Annotated in this window: 21 protein-coding genes; 12 read left to right on the plus strand and 9 right to left on the minus strand. The window is 56.3% G+C overall.

Going from position 1 to position 22775, the window contains the following annotated elements; translation table 11 throughout:
* Nucleotides 1–68 precede the first annotated feature (68 nt).
* The 4 genes from VLM75_06525 (at nt 69) to VLM75_06540 (ending at nt 6094) form a co-directional block, all read left to right on the plus strand.
* Nucleotides 69–995, plus strand: coding sequence for a respiratory nitrate reductase subunit gamma (locus tag VLM75_06525; protein ID HSV96573.1), 927 nt, complete (start codon nt 69–71; stop codon nt 993–995).
* Entirely contained in the window at nt 973–2580 is a 1608-nt protein-coding gene (locus VLM75_06530; GenBank protein ID HSV96574.1) for a (Fe-S)-binding protein, read from the plus strand. Before VLM75_06525 ends, VLM75_06530 begins: the two co-directional genes overlap by 23 nt.
* A 250-nt stretch (nt 2581–2830) precedes the next feature.
* Entirely contained in the window at nt 2831–5512 is a 2682-nt protein-coding gene (locus VLM75_06535; protein ID HSV96575.1) for a PAS domain S-box protein, read from the plus strand.
* A gap of 252 nt (nt 5513–5764) precedes the next feature.
* On the plus strand, nt 5765–6094 hold the full coding sequence (locus VLM75_06540) for a hypothetical protein (GenBank protein ID HSV96576.1): 330 nt from the start codon (nt 5765–5767) through the stop codon (nt 6092–6094).
* A gap of 134 nt (nt 6095–6228) precedes the next feature.
* Here VLM75_06540 and VLM75_06545 read toward each other — a convergent pair whose 3' ends face one another.
* The 4 genes from VLM75_06545 to VLM75_06560 form a co-directional block, all read right to left on the minus strand.
* Nucleotides 6229–6411, minus strand: a complete 183-nt coding sequence (locus VLM75_06545; GenBank protein HSV96577.1) for a hypothetical protein — start codon at nt 6409–6411, stop codon at nt 6229–6231.
* A gap of 265 nt (nt 6412–6676) precedes the next feature.
* Nucleotides 6677–8020 (minus strand): ATP-dependent helicase, encoded by a 1344-nt coding sequence (locus VLM75_06550; protein HSV96578.1) that lies wholly within the window; start codon nt 8018–8020, stop codon nt 6677–6679.
* Between the two features lie 87 nt (nt 8021–8107).
* The gene (locus VLM75_06555) at nt 8108–8680 is read right to left on the minus strand and encodes an epoxyqueuosine reductase QueH (GenBank protein HSV96579.1); all 573 of its coding nucleotides are present in this window, start codon (nt 8678–8680) and stop codon (nt 8108–8110) included.
* A gap of 20 nt (nt 8681–8700) precedes the next feature.
* The gene (locus tag VLM75_06560; GenBank protein HSV96580.1) at nt 8701–9063 is read right to left on the minus strand and encodes a hypothetical protein; all 363 of its coding nucleotides are present in this window, start codon (nt 9061–9063) and stop codon (nt 8701–8703) included.
* Nucleotides 9064–9248: 185 nt separating this feature from the next.
* On the opposite strand from VLM75_06560, the gene VLM75_06565 reads away from it, so the two are divergent.
* Both VLM75_06565 and VLM75_06570 read left to right on the plus strand, forming a co-directional pair.
* Nucleotides 9249–9731, plus strand: a complete 483-nt coding sequence (locus tag VLM75_06565; protein ID HSV96581.1) for a hypothetical protein — start codon at nt 9249–9251, stop codon at nt 9729–9731.
* A 251-nt stretch (nt 9732–9982) separates the two neighbouring features.
* Nucleotides 9983–12895: a Glu/Leu/Phe/Val dehydrogenase dimerization domain-containing protein gene (locus VLM75_06570; protein HSV96582.1), complete on the plus strand. Its 2913-nt coding sequence runs from the start codon at nt 9983–9985 to the stop codon at nt 12893–12895.
* 117 nt (nt 12896–13012) lie between these two features.
* On the opposite strand, the gene VLM75_06575 is transcribed toward VLM75_06570, so the two are convergent.
* On the minus strand, nt 13013–14245 hold the full coding sequence (locus VLM75_06575) for an aminotransferase class III-fold pyridoxal phosphate-dependent enzyme (protein ID HSV96583.1): 1233 nt from the start codon (nt 14243–14245) through the stop codon (nt 13013–13015).
* A gap of 890 nt (nt 14246–15135) precedes the next feature.
* Between VLM75_06575 and VLM75_06580 the strand changes: the two genes are divergently transcribed.
* From VLM75_06580 to VLM75_06595, 4 genes are all read left to right on the plus strand, one after another.
* The gene (locus VLM75_06580; protein HSV96584.1) at nt 15136–15810 is read left to right on the plus strand and encodes a TetR/AcrR family transcriptional regulator; all 675 of its coding nucleotides are present in this window, start codon (nt 15136–15138) and stop codon (nt 15808–15810) included.
* A gap of 175 nt (nt 15811–15985) precedes the next feature.
* Nucleotides 15986–17371 (plus strand): MFS transporter, encoded by a 1386-nt coding sequence (locus VLM75_06585; protein HSV96585.1) that lies wholly within the window; start codon nt 15986–15988, stop codon nt 17369–17371.
* Nucleotides 17368–17520: a hypothetical protein gene (locus tag VLM75_06590; protein ID HSV96586.1), complete on the plus strand. Its 153-nt coding sequence runs from the start codon at nt 17368–17370 to the stop codon at nt 17518–17520. The genes VLM75_06585 and VLM75_06590 overlap by 4 nt, the downstream gene beginning before the upstream one ends.
* 37 nt (nt 17521–17557) lie before the next feature.
* Nucleotides 17558–17710 carry a hypothetical protein gene (locus tag VLM75_06595; protein HSV96587.1) on the plus strand — a complete coding sequence of 51 codons (153 nt, stop codon included), beginning with the start codon at nt 17558–17560 and terminating at the stop codon, nt 17708–17710.
* Between the two features lie 18 nt (nt 17711–17728).
* Here VLM75_06595 and VLM75_06600 read toward each other — a convergent pair whose 3' ends face one another.
* On the minus strand, nt 17729–18661 hold the full coding sequence (locus VLM75_06600) for a diguanylate cyclase (GenBank protein ID HSV96588.1): 933 nt from the start codon (nt 18659–18661) through the stop codon (nt 17729–17731).
* Between the two features lie 474 nt (nt 18662–19135).
* Between VLM75_06600 and VLM75_06605 the strand changes: the two genes are divergently transcribed.
* Nucleotides 19136–20521, plus strand: coding sequence for a hypothetical protein (locus tag VLM75_06605; GenBank protein ID HSV96589.1), 1386 nt, complete (start codon nt 19136–19138; stop codon nt 20519–20521).
* Nucleotides 20522–20622: 101 nt separating this feature from the next.
* Nucleotides 20623–21111, plus strand: coding sequence for a hypothetical protein (locus VLM75_06610; protein HSV96590.1), 489 nt, complete (start codon nt 20623–20625; stop codon nt 21109–21111).
* A gap of 44 nt (nt 21112–21155) precedes the next feature.
* Here the strand turns inward: VLM75_06610 and VLM75_06615 are convergent, their stop codons facing one another.
* From VLM75_06615 to VLM75_06625, 3 genes are all read right to left on the minus strand, one after another.
* The gene (locus VLM75_06615) at nt 21156–21518 is read right to left on the minus strand and encodes a hypothetical protein (protein ID HSV96591.1); all 363 of its coding nucleotides are present in this window, start codon (nt 21516–21518) and stop codon (nt 21156–21158) included.
* Nucleotides 21515–22033 (minus strand): sigma-70 family RNA polymerase sigma factor, encoded by a 519-nt coding sequence (locus VLM75_06620; GenBank protein ID HSV96592.1) that lies wholly within the window; start codon nt 22031–22033, stop codon nt 21515–21517. The genes VLM75_06615 and VLM75_06620 overlap by 4 nt, the downstream gene beginning before the upstream one ends.
* Nucleotides 22034–22151: 118 nt before the next feature.
* A complete protein-coding gene (locus VLM75_06625) occupies nt 22152–22664 on the minus strand; it encodes a Spy/CpxP family protein refolding chaperone (protein HSV96593.1) in 513 nt (170 codons plus the stop codon).
* Nucleotides 22665–22775: the final 111 nt, after the last annotated feature.

Consider the following 22775-nt stretch of genomic DNA (forward strand, 5'->3'; position numbering starts at 1 on the left):
GGGTTTTATGGATTTTTACCGTTGCCAGAGGTATTTTTGTTGATACGATTATAATCAAGGAGGGACCTGTGTCTGCTCTTGTTTTGATGATATGCACATACGCGGCGGTCGTGATTTTTATCGGCGTTGTCGCTTACCGAACAATTAAAATAGCCAGAATGCCCGTCCATCTGCGGTGGGAACTCGCACCTGTCCCGCACGAAAAGGGAAAGAGTGCATATGGCGGTTCGTATCTCGAGGAATATGAATGGTGGACAAAGGAGCGCGAGAGCTCGATAATCAACGAAATGGTCTACATGGCGAAGGAGATATTCCTCCTGAAAGGAGTATGGGCGAACAACCGGGGATTATGGCCGTTCACGTTTTTATTTCATAACGGGATATACCTGCTCGCGGCGGCCGTTGGATTCGTTTTCATCAGCGCGGTCCTTTTAACGTTTGCATCCGCCGTCGCCGTGCTCGATTTTACACTTGCTCTTGTATCGATCTTTGTTATCGGCGGTTACCTGACGGGAACCGTCGGATCGTCCGGACTGCTCGTCAAGAGATTTGTCGATCCCGACCTCAAACCGTTCAACAGTACGTCGACCTATCTTAACCTTGTGTTGATGGGCCTCCTGTTCGGAAGCGGACTGTTTGCCTTCTTCGCGACCGGTGATTATGCTCTCGAATTGAGCTATTTTGCGCGATCCGTCATTACTCTTTCGCCGCAGTCATACGTCGCCATTCCGGTAGGACTACATATAATCATCGCATTGATTTTTTTAACCTACCTTCCGTTTACCAGTATGATTCACTTTGTCGCCAAATACTTCACCTATCACGAGGTCCGATGGAACGACCGACCCCAGAGCGTGACGATGACCCGGAAGCTGAACGCCCAGCTGCAGCAACCCATGAGCTGGTCTGCGCCCCACGTGAAGAGCGACGGAAAGAAGAACTGGGTGGACGCGGCAACCGAGGAGATGAAAGATGAAAAAAAGCCTGAAAATTAGGGATATCTCCCTTAACGGGGATGTGCCTGTTACCGAGTTGAAAATAGACGAGATGCTTCCGCTTCCCCCCCCCTATGATAAAATAGAGGAGCAGCCGGGATGGAAGCAGGTTACCGAGGAGCAGAAAGGACGCATCGTTTGCAACCTCGACGGTGTTGTGGGCCTGAGTCTTCAGAAGCCCGGGAATACCGAGGAAGAGAAGAAATACGTGGACCTCTTCGTTATGGGGCTGCAGAAGCTCTTGAGCAGGGAAAACAACTGGACGTTTCTGCAGCCGCTCATACTGTCGCTCGAATACTGCGCGAAATGCCAGACCTGCAGCGATTCGTGCCCGGTTTACGAGGAAAGCGGCAAAAACGACCTGTACCGTCCCACCTATCGTTCGGAGGTATTTCGACGCCTGGCGAACAAGTACCTGAAACCCGGGGGGAAACTCCTGGCAAAACTGAACAATGAGGACATCGAACTTACCTGGACTACGATAAGTCGTCTGTACGAGCTGGCATACCGCTGCACCATGTGCCGCCGATGCGCACAGGCGTGCCCCATGGGCGTCGATAACGGCCTCATCACACACGAGCTTCGCAAGCTCTTCAGCCAGGAACTGGGCTGGGCGCCGCGCGAGCTCCACGAAAAGGGAACGATGCTTCAGCTCAAGGTGGGCTCTTCGACCGGGATGAGCCCTAAGGTTGTCAGGGACAATATCGAGTTCATCGACGAGGACATGACCGAACTTACCGGGTTCGACGTGGTCACGCCGTGGGATCGGGAAGGCGCGGACGTGCTGCTTATGCACAACGCAGGCGAGATCCTCTCATGGCCGGAAAACCCCGCCGCATTTACGATTCTCCTCAATGCGGCCGGCATAAGCTGGACGCTGGCGTCCAGCGACCCCGCCTACGACGGCGTCAATTACGGGCTCTTCTATGACGATATACAGCTGGCCCGCATAGCACTCAGGCACGCCGAGGTATCGAAAAAACTCAAAGTCAAAAAAATAGTCATGGGCGAATGCGGGCACCAGCACAAGGCCCTCATGACCATCGCGGACCGTATCCTCCTGGGGGACATGAACGTCCCGAGGGAAAGTTCCATGACTTTTCTGGAAGAGCTCGTCTTCAGCGGCAAAATCAAATTCGATCCGTCGAAGAACGATTTTCCGGTCACCCTGCACGATCCATGCAATATCGTCCGCAACCTTGGCATCGTCGAGCCACAGAGGAGGATTCTGCGCTACCTCTGCCCGAAATTCAGGGAGATGACCCCGCACGGTGTCGACAATTACTGCTGCGGCGGCGGCAGCGGTTTTGCGGTAATGTCGCAGAACAATTTCAAGGACTGGAGAGTCGCCGTCAGCGGCAGGAAGAAGTTCAAGCAGATACTCGCCGCCTTCGCGGACGAGCCCGGCCCGGAAGTGAAAAAATATGTATGCGCCCCGTGTTCCAACTGCAAGGGTCAGATTCGGGATATTCTCGATTATTATGACGCGCAACGGAAGTCCGGCATCATCTACGGAGGACTTGTCGAGCTCATCGTCAACGCAATGGCGGACCTGAAGGAGTCGTTTATAAAGTGGGAACATTAATGCGTTTAAAGAAGGCCCCTGTGGGTCCTTTTGATCAAAGATACTGCATCACGCATATACGGGGTATTTTTCTGTTGAAATTATGGTGTCTCTATGAAATCAATCCGTACACATTCTTCAATAAGCTTGGTTTTTTCTCTTGGGTATAGATTTTCACTGAGAGACCGGGGGAAGAAAATGCCATACTTCCCGTGTAACGCAGCAATAATAAAATGACATCTTTAAAGCCATTAATGACGATTAATCAGTGATGGCGAAATCGTCAAAAACCTCGCTGCAAAACGGTGATATTTTCCGCCTTGTCGTCGAAAAGGCGCGCGACGTCATTGTCGTCATTCAGGATGGAATCATCCGGTTCGTGAATCCAGCCATCGGCGACCTCGCCGGTTACGGCGTTGATGAATGCCTTAAAAGGCCGTTCATCGAGTTTGTTCATCCCGAAGACAGGGATAAAGATTACGACGGCATACCCGAGGGGACTGCGGATAATGCCTCCTCGCGGCAGTACTCATTCAGGCTTATCGCTAAAAACGGTTCCATTCTCCACGTAGAGGCCCATATTGTCGATATCGAATGGGAGGGGCATCCGGCCACTTCAAGCTTTATCCGGGATATTACGGAGCGCCACAGGATGGAATCTACCCTGGTCGAGAGTGAACGGCGTTTCCGACTTTTCGCCAAAAACCTTCCGGAGGTCGTATTCGAGACCGATCCAAACGGAATTCTGACCTACGTTAACGAGCGTGCTTATAGACTTTTCGGTTACAGTGAGGATGATTTTAAGAAAGGATTCAACATATTAAGTGCTGTCGTTGTATGGGAACATCCGCAGTTGATTGCCAATATCCAAAAGATTATAAACGGCCTTAAATCGGAAGCTTCTGAATACACGCTTGTTTGCAGGGATGGAAGAACGTTCCCGGCGCTCGTCCACTCGAACAGAAAAATGAAGGATGGTATATTCGCAGGATTAAGAGGCATAATCATCGATATTTCACAGAGAAAGGAAGCGGAGCAAAGGCTTGCTGAAAGAGAGAAGCTTCATCGGCTCATCACCGATACGGTCCGTGACGCGATACGTATTCTCGACCTTGCGACGATGCGTTATATTTACGCCAATCCCTATGCCATTGAACTCTTCGGCTCGCCTGAAGATGACTATGTCGGGTCGGCCTTCGGCGTCCATCTTGATGATGAGTCCCGCGAGGGTTTGTTGAAAATGATTGAGGAAGAACTCCTCAATGACGCCCGGAGAGATCCAGCCCGTACCGTTACCTTTGAACTGGTCGAAACTCTTTCGTCGTCGGATAAAACTATCTGGACCGAGAACAGGGCTACATTTGTCCGAGATTCAACCGGAAGGCCCTCTGCAATACTTACGATAACAAGGGACATTACGGCCCGCAAGGAGGCCGAAATTGCGCTTCGGGAGAGTGAAGAGCTGTTCAGAATGATGACAGAAGAGGGCTCGGACCTGATTTTAATCCTCGAGAAGTCCGGAACGATCATCTATCAGAGTCCATCCGTCGAAAGAATACTTGGTTACGGTACCGAAGGCATGATCGGCAAAGATGTTAGCGAGTTTATTCATCCCGGGGACCTGAGGAAGTTTGTTGCGGCATATTCCGAGTTTCTACGAAATCCCTCGGGCATACCTTCCGTCGAAATGAGGGTCAAGCATCGGGACGCGTCCTGGCGAACCCTTGAAATCAAGGCCAAAGAGATAACACGTCATCATACCCTAAAGGGACTTATCGTCAACTGCAGGGACATAACCGACCGCCGTCGCATCGAAGAAGAGCTTCACAGGGCGCAGAAGCTCGAATCGCTGGGACTGCTTGCCGGCGGTATCGCGCATGACTTCAATAACATACTCACTTCAATAATCGGGAATATCGCGCTTTCCAAGATGGATATCGACGCCGAATCGGAGATATTCGAATCCCTGTCGGATGCCGAAAAGGCCTCCTATAGAGCAAAAGACCTCACCCTTCAGCTCCTTACCTTTTCCCGCGGTGGCGCTCCGATTAAAAAGACCACTTCGCTGATCGAGCTTATCCGGGAGACCGTAACTTTTACGCTCAGGGGAGCCGCGGTACAATACGACCTCTCCATTGCGGACGACCTGTGGCTTGTCGATGTGGACGAGGGGCAGATCAGCCAAGTCATCAACAATCTCCTTATAAATGCATTGCAGGCCATGGGGGGTGACGGTAAAATTGAAATCACGGCCCAAAACAGGGTAATCGGCCCGATAGAGAAAAGGCGATATCCGTTTTCAACGGGGTGCTATGTTGTCATCGCCATACGCGATTACGGCCCCGGTATACCCGAGGAACTGCTGCAGAAAATATTCGATCCATATTTTACCACGAAAAAAGACGGCAGCGGCCTCGGTCTCTCGACCGTATATTCCATAATCAAAAATCATTCGGGCTACGTGGATGTGGGCTCTCAATTGGGACGGGGGGCGACGTTTACCCTGTTTTTTCCCGCATCCGTCGGCAAATCCTGTGAAATCGAAAGCGTTCCCGTTGTGTCGGGTCTCGGCCAGAGGAAAATCCTCTTAATGGACGACGATACCCAGGTACTCAGGGTTACCGAAAAACTCCTGTCGCGACTGGGGTACCGGGTACACTGTTCGCGGGACGGCGCACAGGCATTTGAATATTTTACGCATGCCATGGACGTGGGCGACCCGTTTGACCTCGTGATACTCGACCTTACCATCCAGGGAGGATTGGGCGGCAAGGCGACAATGGAAGCGATTCGCCAGCTCGACCAGAACGTCAGGGCGATTGTGTCCAGCGGCTACTCGGATAATCCGGTGATGGCTGAATATAAAAAATACGGCTTCAATGCCGTTGTTAAAAAACCGTTTCAAGTCGATGAACTGAGCCAGATCATTCATAACCTTGTGCAGAAACAGTAATCCCACTGCCCTTTCGGTATAAAAAGTAAAGCCCGGTCCGTTTGCTAAGAACATTGAATTTTAGAATTATATTAATTTAGCATTCTTTAAAAATTTATTGCTCTAATGGAATATTTCCGCTATATTATTAAGGTAACAATTGTTTTATGGATTTTTCACAATTGTATCTGAAAATACAATATGTTAATCGTCCGAAGGTGCAAGATTCTGCTTGGCGACAAATTAAACTACAAATGAAAAAATGAGGCTCAAATGAAGAATATAGTAAAAACAAACAGTATCAGGGTAAGAAAGCCTGTTAAAGACGGCACCGTTCAGAAGATAGAATCGACGCTCGGAATGGTATTGGGAGTTGATCATGTGAAGGCCAGCGAGAAGGGCAACCGGGTAGTTATTAAATACAATTTAAAATTTATCAACTACCGTGGACTGGAGAAAAAACTGGAGGACCTGGGCTGTAAACCGGTGACCGGTTTATTTTCGTCGATCCGGAGAGGATTTATCAATTTTACCGAGAAAACGGAAATCGAAAGTCTTGAAATAGATCTTCACAGGAATCATCTGGACCGCATCGGGCATTGAAGCGGAGCGTTGAATGCGATATGCCTGTTCGATGGAACCCGGCGGTGACTTGAATTTTTATCAGAAGACTTTCTAAATACGCACAAAACGGACCTTCCGGTCCGTTTTGTGCTGAAGTTATACCGCCCTCTTAATCAGTGTTCTTCCATCTGACTCGCGGCCGGCGGATAGATACCTTTTTTACGCCGGTAGACGGCGATTCCAAAGCGTATGCATCCCGTAATCATCACCCATACGCAAATGATGGAAGCTATGTAGAAGGTGTGATGAACCGCGAGCGGGTACTCCCTGATAAGATCGAGTATGAACTTGTCCATCCCGTGCTCCTTAATGTGTGTTGATCCCCTGATACGGCACCATAATGACTGCATGGCGCCGGTCGGCATAAAACCAATACATGATATCCAGTCCGTTTATTAATAATCACGCTCATTTCTGTCAACCGTAAAATTGCTGTTTTTATGGTGTACATTTCGCACTTTGTGTATGCTATTGCTTGAGGGAGACGGCAGTATACCTTCCTTGCCGCCCGACATTTATAAATTGAGAATTTTGCCCTAAATTAATGACAGGGAAGGCATGTTACACCCTTCCCAACTCCTGCGCGAACCGTGGCAGGGAACCGTCTTTGCCGGAGTGGCAGATAAGGTGGAGTGATTCGCGCGCCCTGGTCAGCGCCACGTACAGCAGGCGCCTCTCTTCTTCAATTTCGGAACCGGGATCGGGAATAATCGCGTCGGCAATACCCGCCAGAATGACCGTGTCGAACTCCAGTCCCTTGGATGAGTGAATGGTCATAAGTGCCAGGTTTTCGAGTACGGTTGATGGAAGCATTTTTTCAAGATGCATGGCAATATGCCTTCCCTGCCAGTTGTTACGGTACAGAATGACCGTGCTTTCGCTTCCGCCCTCTGAATTTGATAATATGGACGTTATTATACTGTTTTCCTGATCGCGGGTGTTAACAACATGCCGGTAAACAGCCCCTCCGCGTCCTTTGAACGATCGTAACCGTTTGTTGGTCCTGTATTTATTTCTTTTTATAAATCTGTTGGAAAGTTCAACGATCTCATGCCGCGATCTGTAGTTTACCGTCAATCTGTGTATTTCAGCCTCCGGAAAATAACGGCGCATAGATACTATATATTCTATCCTGCTGTCTCTAAACCCGTAAATTGACTGCCAGTCGTCGCCGACAACGAAAAGATTTGCGTCTTTTTCCGGCAGCAGATGTCTGAGCAGTTTAAAATTTTCCGGTGAAGTGTCCTGAAATTCATCAACCAGTATATATCGGTATCGGTCGCGGACGGCCTGTACGAGCGATTCGTACTTATCGAGAAGCAAAATGGCGTGGCTAATCATGTCCTGGAAATCCATGCAGCCGCGACGTATCTTTGTACGACGAAACACGTTCCTCGCAGAGCGGATCTTCTCCAAAAGGCCGTGTTCTGCAAGTCTTGCGATACCTTTGCCGTCTATCCTGTCCAGATCATCAATCAGACGAGAGACCACTTCGGCCGGAATGCCGAGAAAATCATCTATATTCGAGAGCACAATATCTCTAATCATTCCGCCCCTGTCCGATTCATCGAGTATCGACGGAAAAGTGTCATACCCGATCAGAGGCATAAAGATATCGGAATGTGATCTGAGCAATGAAAGACTGAAGGAATGGAAGGTTTCCGCCGGGAGTCCGAGCGCCGATGCACCTATTTCTTCCTGCACCCTGTTACGAATTTCTTCGGCGGCCTTCCTGCTGAAAGTGAGAACCAGAATGTTTTCGGGAGGGATTTTATCGCGTGAAATAATTGCCGTAAGCTTGGCGATGAGGGTTTTGGTTTTGCCCGTCCCCGCCCCGGCGATAACCAGCGTAACGCCTCCGTCGGAGCGCGAAGCTTTCATCTGTTCACGACTCAGTCTGGCCATAAATTTGTCGAACCCTGGCATGAAAGAATCGGCGTTATGTGAGTGCCTGTAATTAATACGATTAAGAGTGGGGAAAAGTTAAAACTTTTAGGATGAAGTTTTCCGGAGAGAATTAATTTTTCTTTCCATGCTCGAATATACGCATCCGCAGTAGTCCTGCCTGTAAAAGCCGTTTGTCCGGGAAATCTCCACGGACTTTCGGTATCCGTCGTTTTTCTTAAAGTCGGCTTCGAAAAATTCTATACCGTACCGACGCTTCAGGCTTCTTCCCGTCTCGTTAAGCATCGCCGCGTCTTTGTGCGGACTCACGGACATGACCGTTGCAACGGCATCGAAGGAATTGTCGCGTGCGTACCGAAAGCACTCCTCAAGCCTGTAACGAAAGCAAAACATACAGCGCACCGAGCGCTCGCCTTCAAATCGATGCACTTTAACCGCCGAAGTCCACTTGCGGGGGTCGTACAGGCCGACAACAAGCGGAAAGCCTCTTTTGACCGAATAGTCTTCAAGCTCGGACAGGCGTTTCGAGTATTCCTTGAAGGGCGATATGTTTGGATTGTAAAAATATGCGGTTATGTTAAAGTCCTTACCAAGAACCCCGATAACATGGGCCGCGCATGGGGCGCAACAGGCGTGGAGGAGCAGCGTATCTTTTTTCACGGCGTTGCCGCGCGGGGACTTTATTTAAGGTATTTTTTTATAAACTTGTTAAGCTTCTTTGCGTTTTGAGGATTAACCCTGCCGTCCAGCCATAACAACAGGTTGGTACTGACGCCGTTGACCGAGTCGTACTCATGATGCACAATATAATTGGCCGTGTCATATTTTATCTTTTCAAAAATTTCCTCGGCAAGATTGAGATTTTCGGCGTATGGACCGAGCATCTCGCATATTTTGATTATTATCTCATGCTTGTTGATTTCCCTTAATTCGTTTCTACAAGATTCCGTAAAATAACCCTTGCAGAGGCTTACGTTATCAATAAAGCTTTCCGCCACCGCATATCCACGATTGTCAGCTATTGCCTTGTCTTTGGTGTTCATCCGCGTTCCTCGCCCATTTTCCAGGTTTAAGCCGGTAAGCACGACAAATTAACTTCATTAATATATCCCCCGCGTGCCGAATTGTCAACAAATTTGAGTTATTATTAACCCGATCAGACAACATTAATCGCTTTGCATATCGGGCGGTATGGTATATGCTCCTTGCAACAAAACGGAGGTTCCACATGGAGAGCATACATAAGAGATATATTTCTTTCGATCAGGGCGTGGTGAGCGCGATAATCAATTTTGCGATCAATTTCGCTATCGGATATTTCGTGGCCTTATCGGTCATGCCGCTTTGGGGCTGGCCGGGCATCGTCGCCGATTCGATGATCATGATTTTTCTGCTGACTTTCCTGACCTGTCTTGTCATCACCTGGACGACGTACCAGAAAATCAAACAGAAAAAAATCACCGCACTAACACGACGCAGTGTATCACACCCCGTTCTTAGGCATTTACCCGCAAATTTATGGATAAGGTCGCTTGTCCTGGGTGTTATCTATCTGTTAGTCCTGACACCGGTTCTCATTCTCGTACTGACCGCGCTCAACGTGGATTCGATGACGTTCTGGCAATTCGTAATTTTCAAGGGCTCGTTCGCCGGGATTAACGCCCTGCTCGTCGGCCCGCTTTCCGCGTTCATCGCGCTTGGGGACGGTTAAACCTTTCATACAAGCCCGCCCCGTATCACAGTGTATCACTCCCAGGTCTGCCGGGCTGTCCCTCCGATCGTCCTTCCATCTCCGTCCGCCGCCCCTTGATTCAAAATACTATTGACAAATTTCTACCCAATTACTTATATTACACTATGTGGTATATCATTACATTATAGTGTAATATTAAAGCCTCTGGTTCTCTTACAATGGATTTCAGGGCGGCGCGCGCCACACCGACCACAGGAGGGATGAAAGCCATGCCAAACGATCGGACCACCGACAGGACGCTTCCCCGAGGCATTACGAGTTCCGTATTCACCGGAGAGGATCTCAACCGGCTCTACGGCATCCTAAGAGGCAATTCCGAGCTGTCCAAATCCACCATCGAGCGCGAGCTGGGGACGGCGCTCCGGCGCCTGGATCAAGGCAGCCATTTCCTCTCGGGCGACATCCGCGACCTCGGCCTGGGGGTCGAGGAGCTGGCCTTTATCATCGAACACAACCGCTACCAGGAGAAAAGCGCCTGCGCGGACGGGCAGGCGCCGCGCATCGACGTGCGCGGCGTATTCGAAAACCGGCACCTGTTTTTCATCTCGGAGGATATAGGGCTTTCCACTCGCGTTCTCGAGGACATCGTGAGCATCCTGAGGCGCGAGCGCGACGCGTCGGCACGGCTTTTCGCCTACCGCATCGGGGGGCCTGGCGGCGAGTGCGATACCCGGGTGCTCTACCTTCTCTCGGTACAGGAGCGCGCCGTCGGCCGCCGGCCCGGCGCCGTGGCGCGGGACGCTGTGCGCAGCTGCGCCGCCGACCTCGACCTTGCGCTTACGGACGCGCAGATCGATGAATTCCTAACCTCCGGACTTCCCTCCTCCGTCGCCGAACGGCTCGACCGGGGCGAAGAAAGGGCCGCCGTGCGGCATCTGCGCTCGTGGATTGCGATGCGCCTGACGCTTGCCGGCGGCGAGGATATCTCGATCATGGTTGAGGACGCGGGCGCTCCCACCGGCGTCGGGACTTCGGAGCGCCGCGTGCGCGTCTGCGTTTCGCGCGAGCGCCTCCTCGAGCACCTGAGCACACTGCATCGGGTTTTCGAGCGTCAGGGGCTCCGCTTCATCCGGGAGTACGCGGAATTCCTTACCGTGGGCGGCCTGGAGTGCGCGTCGGTTTGCGTCTACCTGCCAGCCAGTCTTCTCGAGCCGGGGCTGGTATCGTTCATCCAGGCCGAGCTCTTCAACCGGCTCTCGCCGCTTCGGCCCGCGCCCATCTCGGCCTTCGAGGTGCGCGATCTGCTTCGCCGCATGGCCTCCATGGACGACTACCTGAAAATCTCGTTCATCGACGAGCTCCAGAAAGATCGCCGCAAGGAGTACCTAATGCCGCTGGTGGCGTTGCTCGCCGAGCCGAGCGCCGAGATCCGCGCCAGGGCCTTCGCCCTGGTGAAGAACTACCTGCTCAACCCCACCCCCGACATGAAGGACGACTACTACTGGTGCACGCTCAAGGACATCTTCTCGGCGGCGTCCGTGCCCTTCGCGCGCGAGAGGGACCGCGAGAGCAGGCCGCTCACCGACGAGGAGATCGTACAGCTCATCCGCTTCAGCGGCGTGTACTTCGACGACTACGTGGAGCCACTTACGGGGAAGGGCTTTCTCTTTATAAGGATGGCCGGGCACGGCATCGGCAAGGGCGGCATCCGCGCGCACGAGTCGCACGTCTCGTTCTCGGGCGAGGGCGCGCTCTCGACCAATATGCTCTTCAAAACCATGGGGATCGGCGTTCCCTTCTACTCCGCGGGCAAGGGCGGCATTCTGGGCGACACCTCATTCCGCGGCGAGGACGAACAGAAGCGCGCCGCCGCGCGGACAAACGTTTTCCGCGCCTACGCGGACTTTCTGTACTATCGCGCCGGGATCGGCCCGCTTACCGATGTGCCCGCCGGCGATGTGGGGGTGGGCGGTCCCGAGATCGGCATTATGTTCGATCGCCTCACGCTGAACGTGGGCGCCGACGCCGCGGCGATCGTCAAGAACACCGACAGCCCCGAGCCGGCGCGCCGCTTGAAGCGGCACTTCGGCGTTCCCGTTTCCGACACCGACCTAATGGCGCGCATCGCCACCGACTTCCCCGCCGCGGCCGAGTACGCCGCTCCGGCCATCACCGGTAAGCCCGGCGGCCACGGGCTGGCCCTGCGCGCCGGCGCCACCGGGCGCGGCATGGTCGAGGTGCTCGCCGCGCAGCTCAACTACCGCGACTACCCCGACGCCGCGCTCTGGCTGGACCCCGGCCGCGTGGACGAGGCGCTGGAGCTCGACGCCGAGTACACGCGCCGCTCGCGCGAGCGCATGTCGCGCCTCACCTTCGCCATCCAGGGCTTCGGCAAGGTGGGCGCCTCCTTCGCCCGCTTCGTCGACGAGATCGGCGCGGCCGTCACCATGGTGTCGGACGTGAGCGGCACGGTGCTGCACGGCCGCCGCATACCGAACATCGCAGCCCTGACCGATTTCTGCGCCGGCGGCCGCGCGCTTGGCGACGCCCCGCCGGACGTGCTGGAGGGCTGTGAGTTCGCGGCCGGAAACACGCTCCTTCCGCTCACCGCGGTGGTGAACGTGGTGGTGCCCTCGGCGCTCGAGAACGTCATCGTGTCGTTCGAGCGGCCGCACGCAGGCGCCGTCGGCGCCGGGCGCCTGGCCTGCGAGTACGTGCTCCAGGGCGCGAACGGACCGGTTACCTGCGACGCCGAGGACACCCTGGCGGAGCGCGGCATCGTTTCGTTTCCGGACATTCTGGCGAACTCCGGCGGGGTGCTGGCCTCGTACTGCGAGTGGCTTAACGGGCTCATCCGGCTTAACGGGTACGCGGCATTGCACGGGTACGGTTTCGTTCATCCCATCGTCCACAACATGGTGATGAAGCTCCACCCCGACGCGATGTCCTCCGACATCCGCACCGTCGACGAGGAAGCGTACCGGAGGGCCTTCAGGTTCATCCTCAGGCACGCGACCGTGGCCACCATAGAGCTCTCGCGCGCGTGCCGAATATCCATGAAGAGCGCGTACCTCTCGCTCGGCATCCGCGCGGCGGCCGGGGAGGGAAGGCTTACGGAGCGCTTCTCGTTCGTCATGGCGAAGATACGCGACGGTTTCGCCGGGGGCGCGCGGGCGGTCTGAGGCGGCGTGTGCCGGTCCCCGGCGGGCCGGCACATCACGTACGAAAAAACGGCGTATCCCTTTCGGGGTACGCCGTTTTCGTTATGCGTTCGCGGGACCCTGCGCCCGAAGCGGGGGCTAATACTTTGCGGCGGTCAGCTTGAAGCACTCGGCCGCGACGTCGACCGTTTTCTTGATGTCGGCCTCTTCCATGGCCGCGCAGACGAACCAGTTGTGGTGCGGGTGCAGGAAGATGCCGCGGCGCGAGGCCTCGCCGCAGAAGTAGCGGTTCTTCTCGAACATGGGGTCGTCGGCGAAATTCATGTACGGCATGGCCGGCGGACCGGACATGGTCACCTTTACGCCCGCGGCGGCGGCCGCGTCGGCGAGGCCCTTCATGAGCTTGGCGCCGAGCTTCTCGATCTTCTCGATCGCGCCGCTCGCCTTGATCTCATCGATCGTTGCCATGGCGGCGGCGAAGGGCACGCCCGAGAAGAAGTGCGTTCCGGAGAAAAAGACGCTTCCCGCGGCCTGCTTGAGCTCGTCCCTGCCCATGGCGATGGCGATCGGGTAGCCGTTGGCCATGGCCTTGCCGAAGCACTGGAGGTCGGCGTTGTAGCCGTAGTGGTCGGCGCTTCCCGACAGCTTCAGCCTGAAGCCGCAGCGGATGTCGTCGACGATGATGAGAAAGCTTTCGCTTTTCGCCAGCGCGTTTACCGTGTCGACGAACTCCTTCGTGGGGAGTTCCTGGTCTTTCATGGAGTCATGGCGGTGCGGGGTCAGGATGATCGCGGCGACCTTCCCCTTGTTGGCCTCGACCGCGCGCTTGAGGCCGGCCGGGTCGTTGTACTCGATGTAGTGGATGTGGCTTTTCCACTCGTCGGGCACGCCCGCGCCATGGGGCTGGCACCATGGGTGCGCGCCGTGGTAGGAGCCCTTTGCCAGCAGAATCTCCCATTTGCCGGTGAACGCGCGCGCCACCGCGAGCGAATACGAGGTGACGTCCGAGCCGTTCTTCGCGAAGACGCACCAGTCGCCGCCCTTTATCGTCGAGGTCATCTTCTTCGCCAGCGGGATCCACAGGTCGCTGGGCAGGGTGAAGCAGTCGGCTTTTTCCATCTGCGCCTTCGCGGCCGCGTCGATCTTCGGGTGTTTGAGGCCCAGCAGGTTGGTGCCGAACGAGCACATGTAGTCGATGTATTCGTTGCCGTCGACGTCCCATATGCGGCAGCCCTCGCCGCGCGCGATGAAGGCCGGGTGCGAGCCGAAGGTCAGGAAGTTCGGCGTGCGCGCCCCATAGATGCCGTTGGGCACGTACTTCTTCGCCTCCTCGAAAAGCGTGTAGGATTTTGTGAGATCATAGAGTTCCATGCGTTTTCCCCCTAAAGTGATTATCGTGACAGCCGCTCGTTGGAACGGCACAGTGCGCGTGATGTGTACGCCCGGCGAGGCCCGTGTGCCGGGCATGGTGTCGTGCCGCGCGGCGCTGCGTGACGGTTCGGCCCGCCGGGGCCGGAAAAAGCGTGCGGCGTGGCGCGTCCGCCTCCGCGAATAAATACGGAGCGCCCGCGCACAAAATGTTGACAGGCGCGGCGGCGTGACGCACGCTGAAGCACCGGGGCGGCTTCGTCCGGACCGGCACGCCGGCAAACGCGGCCGGGCGCGCGCGGAAGGCGCCGTACGGGCCGGGGCATGGTGCTTCCGCTCGGCCGGCGGATGGATCGGCCGGAAGTTTCATAGCGCGCGGGTGGATGTCGTTCGCGACGCTCGGTTGCATTTCGTTTTGTGCTTGCATTTTTATTAATTACACAATAATGTAATTAATTATACATTGCTGCAATGTATAGCAGCGTAATGATTTGTCAATAGAAAAAGTGGCCGGGTGTATGAAAATCGGGCTCGGCGATACTGCATAGCACCAGGCGCTCATCGCGAGGCGCGCAGCAACATGGCGATCTCAAAAGGCAACGGCTTGATTCATGGAACCTTGCGGATAGAGAGATTGCCACGCCCCGATACGGCCGGGGCTCGCAATGACAGTATAAAGCCGGGGACAACGCCTCGATGGCATACGGCATATCTTCTCTGTCATCGCGAGGAGGCCGCAGGCCGACGTGGCGATCTCAACAGGCAACAAGCCACTGGCATAAAGCCGGTTGCTGTATGCGAGTGCCACGCCCCGATATGGCCGGGGCTCGCAATGACAGGATATATCCGATACTAATTTCACAACTGAAAGGAGCCGTACCACGGACAGTTCAATGCAAAAGAAACAACGCACCATAAAAAGCGACGAACGCAAGGCCTGGGAGCGCGAGCAGCGCATGAACAGGATCATCGACATCGTCGAGAAGCTTTTCTTCACCCGCGGGTACGAGGGGACCACGGTCGACGACATCGCGCGCGCGGCGGGTTACACCAAGCGCAGCATCTATATTTACTTTAAAGACAGGGAAGATCTCTTCCTTGCGGTTGTGAAGCGGGGGCAGGTGCTCTTCAAGGCCGCGCTGGAGGAGGCGGTCGCGGGGCCCGTTCCGGACGACCAGCCCCTTTCCATCGGACTGGGCCGGGCGTTCTACCAGTTCTCGCTTGACCATCCCGGGCACCTTGCGCTTCTCATGACCTACGAGTCGAAGCTGTACCGTTACGTCTCCGACCCGCCCGTCTCCGAGGACGGCGACTTACGCTCGCAGTGCCAGGCGCTTTCGCGCGAGTACGGCGCCATCGTTACCCGCGCCATCGAGCGGGATATCGAGCGGGGCCTCATCCGAACCGGCCGCACCGCGCGCCAGCTCATGCTGATTCTCTGGGGACAGGTGATCGGAGTGATGCAGGTGATCCTCATGCGGAAGGAGTCGTTTCGCGAGGTCTACGGCATCACCCCCGAGATGCTCTTCGAGGATTATCTTTCTATGACGCGAAAGTCGCTGCGCTGAGGTGCCGGACAGTACAACAATCGTAGATGCAAGCGTCACAACCCGTAAGTAAAACACCCGGACCCCGGTCATACGCGCCGCCCGTGCCGAACGCTCCACACCCGCCAGACTGATCTAATGAATTGACAAAAACCATATAATGCGCAAGATGTATTGTACCTACCAGGAGGTACCAATGAAACCCACCCAGCCATCCTCGCACGCCGCCGCATTAAAAAAGGTCGCCACGTCCATCAAGCTCGCCTACGGCTTCGGCGACATCGGCAGCAACATCTTCATCGTAACCTCGGGATTTTTCCTTCTATTCTTCCTTACAAATGTCGTCGGCATCAATCCCGCGCTTGCGGGGCTCGTGCTTCTCTTCCCCAAGCTGTGGGACGTGGTGTCCGACCCCATTATGGGCGCGATCTCCGACCGAACGCGCTCGCGCTGGGGCCGGCGCAGACCCTATCTCCTCTTCGGGGCCCTGCCCTTCGGCCTTTCCTTCCTCGTCATGTTCATCGCGCCCGGCTACGAGTCCGAGTCGGCGCGCGCCCTGCACGTGGCGCTCATGTTCGCGCTGGGCTGTACGGCCTTCACCGTGGTCAACGTGCCCTATTCGAGCATGGTGGCCGAGATGTCCGACGACTACAACGAGCGCATGTCGATCACCTCGTTCCGGATGATCGGCTCGTCGATCGGGGTTCTCGCGGCCGGGGGACTGGCCATGCCGCTGGTCGGGATGGGAGGCGGCGGCGCGGACGGCTTCCGTTTCATGGGTATCGTCTTCGGCGCCGCCATCGCGCTCATCACGCTGGTGTGTTTCATGGGTACAGGCCGGGCAAGGACGCTTCCGGTAAAGGACATCACGCCCCCGGCGCGGGAGCAGATCCGCATCGCGCTGAAAAACCGCCCGTTCATCATGCTCATGGCGAGCTACATGCTGCAGTCGACCGGCATCGGCGTGCTGATGGCGGGGCTCATCTATTACATAAAGCACGTCATGATGCTTCCCGAGACAGCCATGGGGGTGGTGTTTCCCATACTGTTCGGCACCGCGATCGTGTTCATACCGGTGTGGGTAAAAATTGGTAAAAAACTCGGAAAGATCCGCGCCTACCGGATCGGGCTGGCGATCATCTGCGTAATGCTGGTGTCGACGTTCTTCACGCAGGCGTCGCAATTAATGCTGTTTTATGTACAGGTGTTTTTGCTGGGCATCGGTTTTTCGAGCTTCCAGCTCTTTCCGTTCTCGATGCTTCCCGACACCATCGAATACGACGAGATGAAGTCGGGCATGCGGCGCGAGGGGATTTTCTCCGGCGTGTGGGCCTCGGGGCAGAAGATGGCCTATTCGGTCGGCCCGGGCATAATGGGCTTCGCGCTGGCGCTCTCGGGCTTCGACGCCTCCGGGCCGCAGGGCGCGAACGTGGCCACCGGCATTCGTATCGCCTTCTGCCTGCTTCCTGCGGCGGCACTTTTACTGAGCTACATTCCGTTCGGCGCGTACGACCTCACGGAAGAGAGGTTCGAGGAGATCAAGAGGACGATCGCCGGGAAGGGGCCGGGGGGTATGCGATGAGCGTTCCGGCGGGATTGTTCCTCGTCGTTCCCACCTGTGTTCTTTCGCTCTCGTGCGGATCGACCGGCGACTTCCAGGCCGGCGAGGCCGCGGAGGGTGACGCGGACCCATCACTCTATTTCTCGCGGAAGGGCGGCACGTCCCGCTGAACCATGACCACATGCTCTGGTGCGGTTTAGGAGCGAGATGCACGGCCGCCACGTGAAGGAAGACGCGGCCGAGCTGAGGGCCCTGTCACTGGAGCTGTCTCCGTGGTTCTGTCACGCCGTAACGCGGGCGCGGACGGAGTGCCGTCCGAAGTCGGCGATCGGCGTTTTACGGAAATACGATATTAAATGAGGGCCGTGAGAGAATGATCTATGGCGTATACACCACCACCCGGTTCTTCCCTTCTTTCTTCGCCATGTATAGCGCGTAATCGGCGCGTTTTATCATTTCGTCGAAAACGGCCTCTACGTCTTCCGCCCGCTTCCTGGATTTCTCGAAGGTATAGGCGCAGATGCCCAGGCTCGCGCCGAGTTCCACTTTATGATCGCCGAAGACCATCGGTTTTTCCCGTAATGAGCTCCGAATGCGCTCGGCGACCCGTATGGCGCCCTCGCGGTCGGTGCGCGGCAGGAATACGAGGAACTCCTCGCCGCCGTAGCGCCCCAGCAGGTCGTATTCCCTGCACGAATCCTGGAGCCTGCGCGAGAACTCCGCGAGCGCCACGTCGCCGGCCAGGTGGCCGTGCGTGTCGTTGATGGCCTTGAAGTTGTCGGCGTCGACGAGGATGGTCGCCACGCTCGCTCCCTCGCGCGATGACCGGTTGATCTCTTTCAGTATACCGTCGAAGAGCGCGCGCCGGTTGAGGATGCCGGTGAGCGGGTCCTCCTTGGCGAGCTTCATGAGGCGCTTCTGGTTGTTGATGAGCTTGTTTTCGAGCTGGATGATGCGCATCCCCACCCGGGCGCGCGCCGCAAGTTCGCTCTCGTCGAAGGGCTTGGCTATGTAATCGTCGGCCCCGGAGTCGAGGGCCTGCACCAGGTCCTCCTTGCGGTTGCGCGAGGTGAGCACGATCATATATATGTAGCGCGACAGCTTGAGCTTGCGCACCCTGCGGCAGAGCGTGAGGCCGTCCATTTCGGGCAGAATCCAGTCGATCACGGCGAACTGTATGCGGTCGTTCTTTATGAAGTCGAGGGCCGTGGCCCCGTCGCCGCAGGTGAGCACCTCGAAGCCCATCCCGGCGAACACCTTTTTCACCACCTTCTGTACGAAGGGATCGTCTTCAACAATCAGCATTTTCATGTCTTACCATCGTTTCACCAATAGATTTTTCGCGCAACCGCGGATACGCGCCGCCGGCGGTCAGAACACACGGTACAATGCTATTCAACACGGTCGCGCCGTCAAAGGCAAATACATTTTTGGCCGCCGCTGCCGGTTAATAGTTGTACTTGGCGCGTGAAAAATCCCCTCGGCCTCCGGCAGCGCCCCTTTGGCAAAGGGAGGCCGTATTCATATAGCCGGTCGGTTTTTCAGGCGACAATCATGATCGTCGTCTGGAACCAGTTGTTGTTTACATAATAAAGATATGAATTCTTTGTCAGAAAGTACGCTTCGCAGGAGCCCACTTTGGCAAAGGGGGCGCGTGACGCACAGGATATGCCAATGCCGGCCTTGCGACGGGAGGTTGCGTCTTCAGCCGGCCCGGAGGCGGAGGGATTCAATCGGCTTCCCGCCAAATTATGCTTGCTGAATGCGCGCCCGGAAGCGACCATAATGCCCATGCGTTTCCGTATTCTTCACCTCCCGGTCGTGCTCCTCGCGCTTTGCGCAGCGGGAGCCTTCGCGCCACGCGCCGTCTACCCGGTTGCCTACGAGGCATCCACGCTCCACAACGCCGTCTCGCGGAGCGAGACGGTCCAGGGCCTTTTCGCCGAACGCTGGAAGGTCATCCTGGACCGCCACCCGTACGTCGACATCTACGGCCGCATCAACTGGATACCGGCCTTCAAGGTCAACACGGTCACCATGACCGGCGGGGAGCGTACCGTGCCCATGACACTGGTACGCACCTACGGCAGCCTCAGCATCATCCTGCCCGTCGGACCGCGTAAACCGGCCGGTGACGGGGCCACACCCGCGGACGACGCCGCGCGCGTACCGGAGGTCCCGGCCGCCCCTTCGCACAAAGAAGGCCCCGCGCTCGGCTTCACCGCAACGGGCTTTCACTACGGATTGACCCGGCAGACGACCATCGACCGCGGCGACGCCGGCTCCGAGACCGTCACCGACTACAAGTACACGCAGTTCTTCGACGATATCTTCGCGCTCTCCCTGCTCTACCGGCCGTACTTCCACGTGCACGGAGGCGTGATCATAAACAACCAGATCGAGCCGAACGACGACGGCACCATGGATTATGCGAACAAATCCGAGCTCACAACACGCTGGTTCGTGTCGTCCGAGCTCTTCGATTTTCTCTCCACGACCGCGACACTTCTCGGTGAGGAAATGGAATCCGTTGCGGTGGAACTGGCCGTCACCGAGCTTGCCGGGCTGTTTACCGGACCGCTTAATCCCTCGACGCCGCGCTTCACGCTGATCTTTAAAAGAACGGCCTTCTACAACGACGAGCCCTATGACGCGGTATGGGTGCGAAGCGCCACGGCACGAGACGGGACGACGCCAAAGGACCCGGACCTGGCCAACAATCTTAAAGAACGTGCCGCGCTCTATACGCTGGGCCTCCTGATCGCAAAGAACTATAAAAACCGGATATTCTTCGACGTGTACGCGGAGGGGCAGAAGCCCAGCGAGTACCTTGTTTCGAAAATGACCGACGAACGCATCGAGGTTCCGCCTCTGCGCGAGCTGCGCGCCTCGCTGGGATACAATTTCTTCGCCGGCGCCGCCGCGCCGCTGTCAACATTCAGGCTATTGCTTTCCGGCGGCGCGAGCCGCTATTGGGACGCGGCCGCTCCGCTGCATCGCGAGCGCGGCCAAAAGTATATACTCTATGGCGGCTTCGCCTCGCTGAAGCTCGAGGCCCCCTGGATCGGCATCGAGCTTCGCGCCTCTTACAGCCACTCGGTGGAGCTTCGGCGACTCGTGGAGTGCGCCGAAAAGGCCGTGCTTGAGGGAAGCTTTTACGCGCGCGTTTAGCTATATTGAAGCTGCAATGAAACGGGGAAGCCCGATACTTCCGGTTATGGATGATTCAGGTCGGTAAAGTAATGCGGATGAAAGGCAAAGGATTATACGGGATGCTGCCGCGTTTCGCGCCGGGGGCGGCGGTGCTGCTCCTGGCGGGATGTTCGTACACCATGGATTATATAGAGGGCGCCATCACCGCTCGCTCGTCGTTCTCGATCGAGGCGGAGTATTCGGGTGGAGTGGTGACCATACGCTGGGACGAGGGCCCGGGTGTCAGCTCGTTCGCGGGTTTCGAGATATACATGACCCGCGATGAATACGACGATTACGACCTGCTTGCCAGCCGGTTCGAAAATGAAAGCGGCTTTGGCGAAGACGGCACCTACAAGAACCTTGACAGCTCCTCGACCAGGGATTACTCGTACACCCCCCCGGCTCCCGGCATCTATTTTTATCGCGTGGGAATAATAGAATGGGATGATGATGATGATAAAATGGTCGATCGATACGGTTCAGACTACTTCGATGACCCGGTAGCGTACAACGCGGAAACATCCATCAAAAAAATCAGCGGCTACCGGATGGTGACCGCGTACTGAGTCCCTGCGGGTTCACCATTTCGAAAATCCGAGCATCCACGGCCTTATCGCTCAACCATCACCGAGTCTATGAACGCGTCGGTGGCGTCAAGCGTGGCGAACTCGGTCGCCGCCGCGTCCGGCTTCCGGCTTGCGGCGAATACATCGTCGTAGGCCCCGTCCACCTGTGCGTTCACGAACAGGTACAGAGTGCCGTTACCGCTATCGACGGCACCGGGCAGGATAGCGAAGAACGCGAGCGCTGCGGCGAGCGCCGCGCCCGAGAAAGCGCCCGCGAATGCACGGAAGCGCACGGTCTTTCTCCTGCGGGCGAGCACCCTGCCCGCGATCTCGTAATTCCAGCCGTCGTCGTTCAACCTGCGCCGTATTTCCGCGCCCATGATCGCGTCCGCCTTCGTGTCATTCATGTCAACTCACCTCCCTTCATGGATCTCGCAAGCATCTCGCGCCCCCGCGATAGCCTGGATTTCACCGTTCCGCGGCGAATCGAGAGCTGCGTTGCAATTTCGGCCTCACCGTGGCCGGAAGCCGAAAGCTCGAGCACCGCGCGGAGCTTCTCCGGCAGGGCCCGTATGGAATCCTTCATCCTGCCGATCTCGTCCTGCTCCAGGATTCCCCGCGTAAAATCATCCGGCTCGCGATGGTCGACCGCGGCGCGGACGCGTTCACGCTTTTGCTCTTCGCGCGAGAGGCGCTCGCTCATGCGCAGCGATTCGTTTCGCGCTATCGTATAGAGCCAGGTGGAGAGCCTGGAATCGTGCCTGAACGAATCCTTGCTCAGGGCACGATAGGCGCGAAGGTAGGTCTCCTGCGCCACATCGTCGATGGCACCGTAAAAGCGCGCGGAGAGGTGCTTTTCGATCGCCGAAAGCACCACTCCCTTTGTCTCGCGTACCATCTCACCGAACTCCCGTTCAGTCATTACCAGATTCTCCGCCGCGTCCCGTCAGTCTTGATTCACAGTATAGCATTCATCAATGAGAATGGCAAGCCACCGCCGCGGGAATAGACCCCTCCCGCGGCGACGAAGGCCGTGTCCCTTACCTCATCTTGCTTTCACAAGGGCAGTCCGCTTTCGAACCCATGCCCCGCTTCTCGGACCGCAGCCTGGTCTTCTGCTCCTTCGTCAGGAGCTTCTCTATGTCAAGACGGTGCTGAATGCGCAGAACGCGCGTTTCCACCTGCAGATCGGCGAGTTCCTTGAGCACCTTGCGCGCCGCGCCGATATCAACCGCGTCCTCCAGGAGCAGCTTTTTGAGCTCGATGTGTTTCGGCGATATCTTTTCCCGGTAGTCGAGGAAGCGCTTCTTGTACTCCAGGTTGATCGCGGCGATCTTGTTCACCTGGTCGTCGCTGAGTCCCAGCGTGGTCTTCATTTGCGCGGGGTCCCCGTAGAAGGGTCCGCATCCATCGACCATACAGCCGTGGCCCTTCATATCCTTGTGATGCATTCCGCCATGACCGCCGCGATCGCCTTTCTGCGCATAGAGGGACTGTCCCCCCGCCAGAAACAGCGCGAGAGCCACCGCCGTTACGAGTTTACTTTTTGTCATTTTGAACGTCCTCCCTGCTTAGTATACCGCTTTGACCCGCGTTTTCGCGTGTTGGTTCCATTCTCTCCATTTTTCCTTGACTTTTGCACCGCCGTCGGTAAACCGTGGTAT

The organism is Spirochaetota bacterium (genome assembly GCA_035477215.1).
Classification (GTDB): domain Bacteria; phylum Spirochaetota; class UBA4802; order UBA4802; family UBA5368; genus MVZN01.

Excerpts from the sequence above, each read along its gene's own strand:
- VLM75_06540 (HSV96576.1), top strand. The coding sequence starts at position 5,765 with ATGAAGAATATAGTAAAAACAAACAGTATCAGGGTAAGAAAGCCTGTT.
- VLM75_06620 (HSV96592.1), bottom strand. The coding sequence starts at position 22,033 with ATGACTGAACGGGAGTTCGGTGAGATGGTACGCGAGACAAAGGGAGTG.
- VLM75_06615 (HSV96591.1), bottom strand. The coding sequence starts at position 21,518 with ATGAATGACACGAAGGCGGACGCGATCATGGGCGCGGAAATACGGCGC.
- VLM75_06565 (HSV96581.1), top strand. The coding sequence starts at position 9,249 with ATGGAGAGCATACATAAGAGATATATTTCTTTCGATCAGGGCGTGGTG.
- VLM75_06550 (HSV96578.1), bottom strand. The coding sequence starts at position 8,020 with ATGGCCAGACTGAGTCGTGAACAGATGAAAGCTTCGCGCTCCGACGGA.
- VLM75_06585 (HSV96585.1), top strand. The coding sequence starts at position 15,986 with ATGAAACCCACCCAGCCATCCTCGCACGCCGCCGCATTAAAAAAGGTC.
- VLM75_06600 (HSV96588.1), bottom strand. The coding sequence starts at position 18,661 with ATGAAAATGCTGATTGTTGAAGACGATCCCTTCGTACAGAAGGTGGTG.
- VLM75_06595 (HSV96587.1), top strand. The coding sequence starts at position 17,558 with ATGCACGGCCGCCACGTGAAGGAAGACGCGGCCGAGCTGAGGGCCCTG.
- VLM75_06605 (HSV96589.1), top strand. The coding sequence starts at position 19,136 with ATGCCCATGCGTTTCCGTATTCTTCACCTCCCGGTCGTGCTCCTCGCG.
- VLM75_06560 (HSV96580.1), bottom strand. The coding sequence starts at position 9,063 with ATGAACACCAAAGACAAGGCAATAGCTGACAATCGTGGATATGCGGTG.
- VLM75_06570 (HSV96582.1), top strand. The coding sequence starts at position 9,983 with ATGCCAAACGATCGGACCACCGACAGGACGCTTCCCCGAGGCATTACG.
- VLM75_06590 (HSV96586.1), top strand. The coding sequence starts at position 17,368 with ATGAGCGTTCCGGCGGGATTGTTCCTCGTCGTTCCCACCTGTGTTCTT.
- VLM75_06530 (HSV96574.1), top strand. The coding sequence starts at position 973 with ATGAAAAAAAGCCTGAAAATTAGGGATATCTCCCTTAACGGGGATGTG.
- VLM75_06535 (HSV96575.1), top strand. The coding sequence starts at position 2,831 with ATGGCGAAATCGTCAAAAACCTCGCTGCAAAACGGTGATATTTTCCGC.
- VLM75_06575 (HSV96583.1), bottom strand. The coding sequence starts at position 14,245 with ATGGAACTCTATGATCTCACAAAATCCTACACGCTTTTCGAGGAGGCG.
- VLM75_06580 (HSV96584.1), top strand. The coding sequence starts at position 15,136 with ATGCAAAAGAAACAACGCACCATAAAAAGCGACGAACGCAAGGCCTGG.
- VLM75_06610 (HSV96590.1), top strand. The coding sequence starts at position 20,623 with ATGCTGCCGCGTTTCGCGCCGGGGGCGGCGGTGCTGCTCCTGGCGGGA.
- VLM75_06545 (HSV96577.1), bottom strand. The coding sequence starts at position 6,411 with ATGGACAAGTTCATACTCGATCTTATCAGGGAGTACCCGCTCGCGGTT.
- VLM75_06625 (HSV96593.1), bottom strand. The coding sequence starts at position 22,664 with ATGACAAAAAGTAAACTCGTAACGGCGGTGGCTCTCGCGCTGTTTCTG.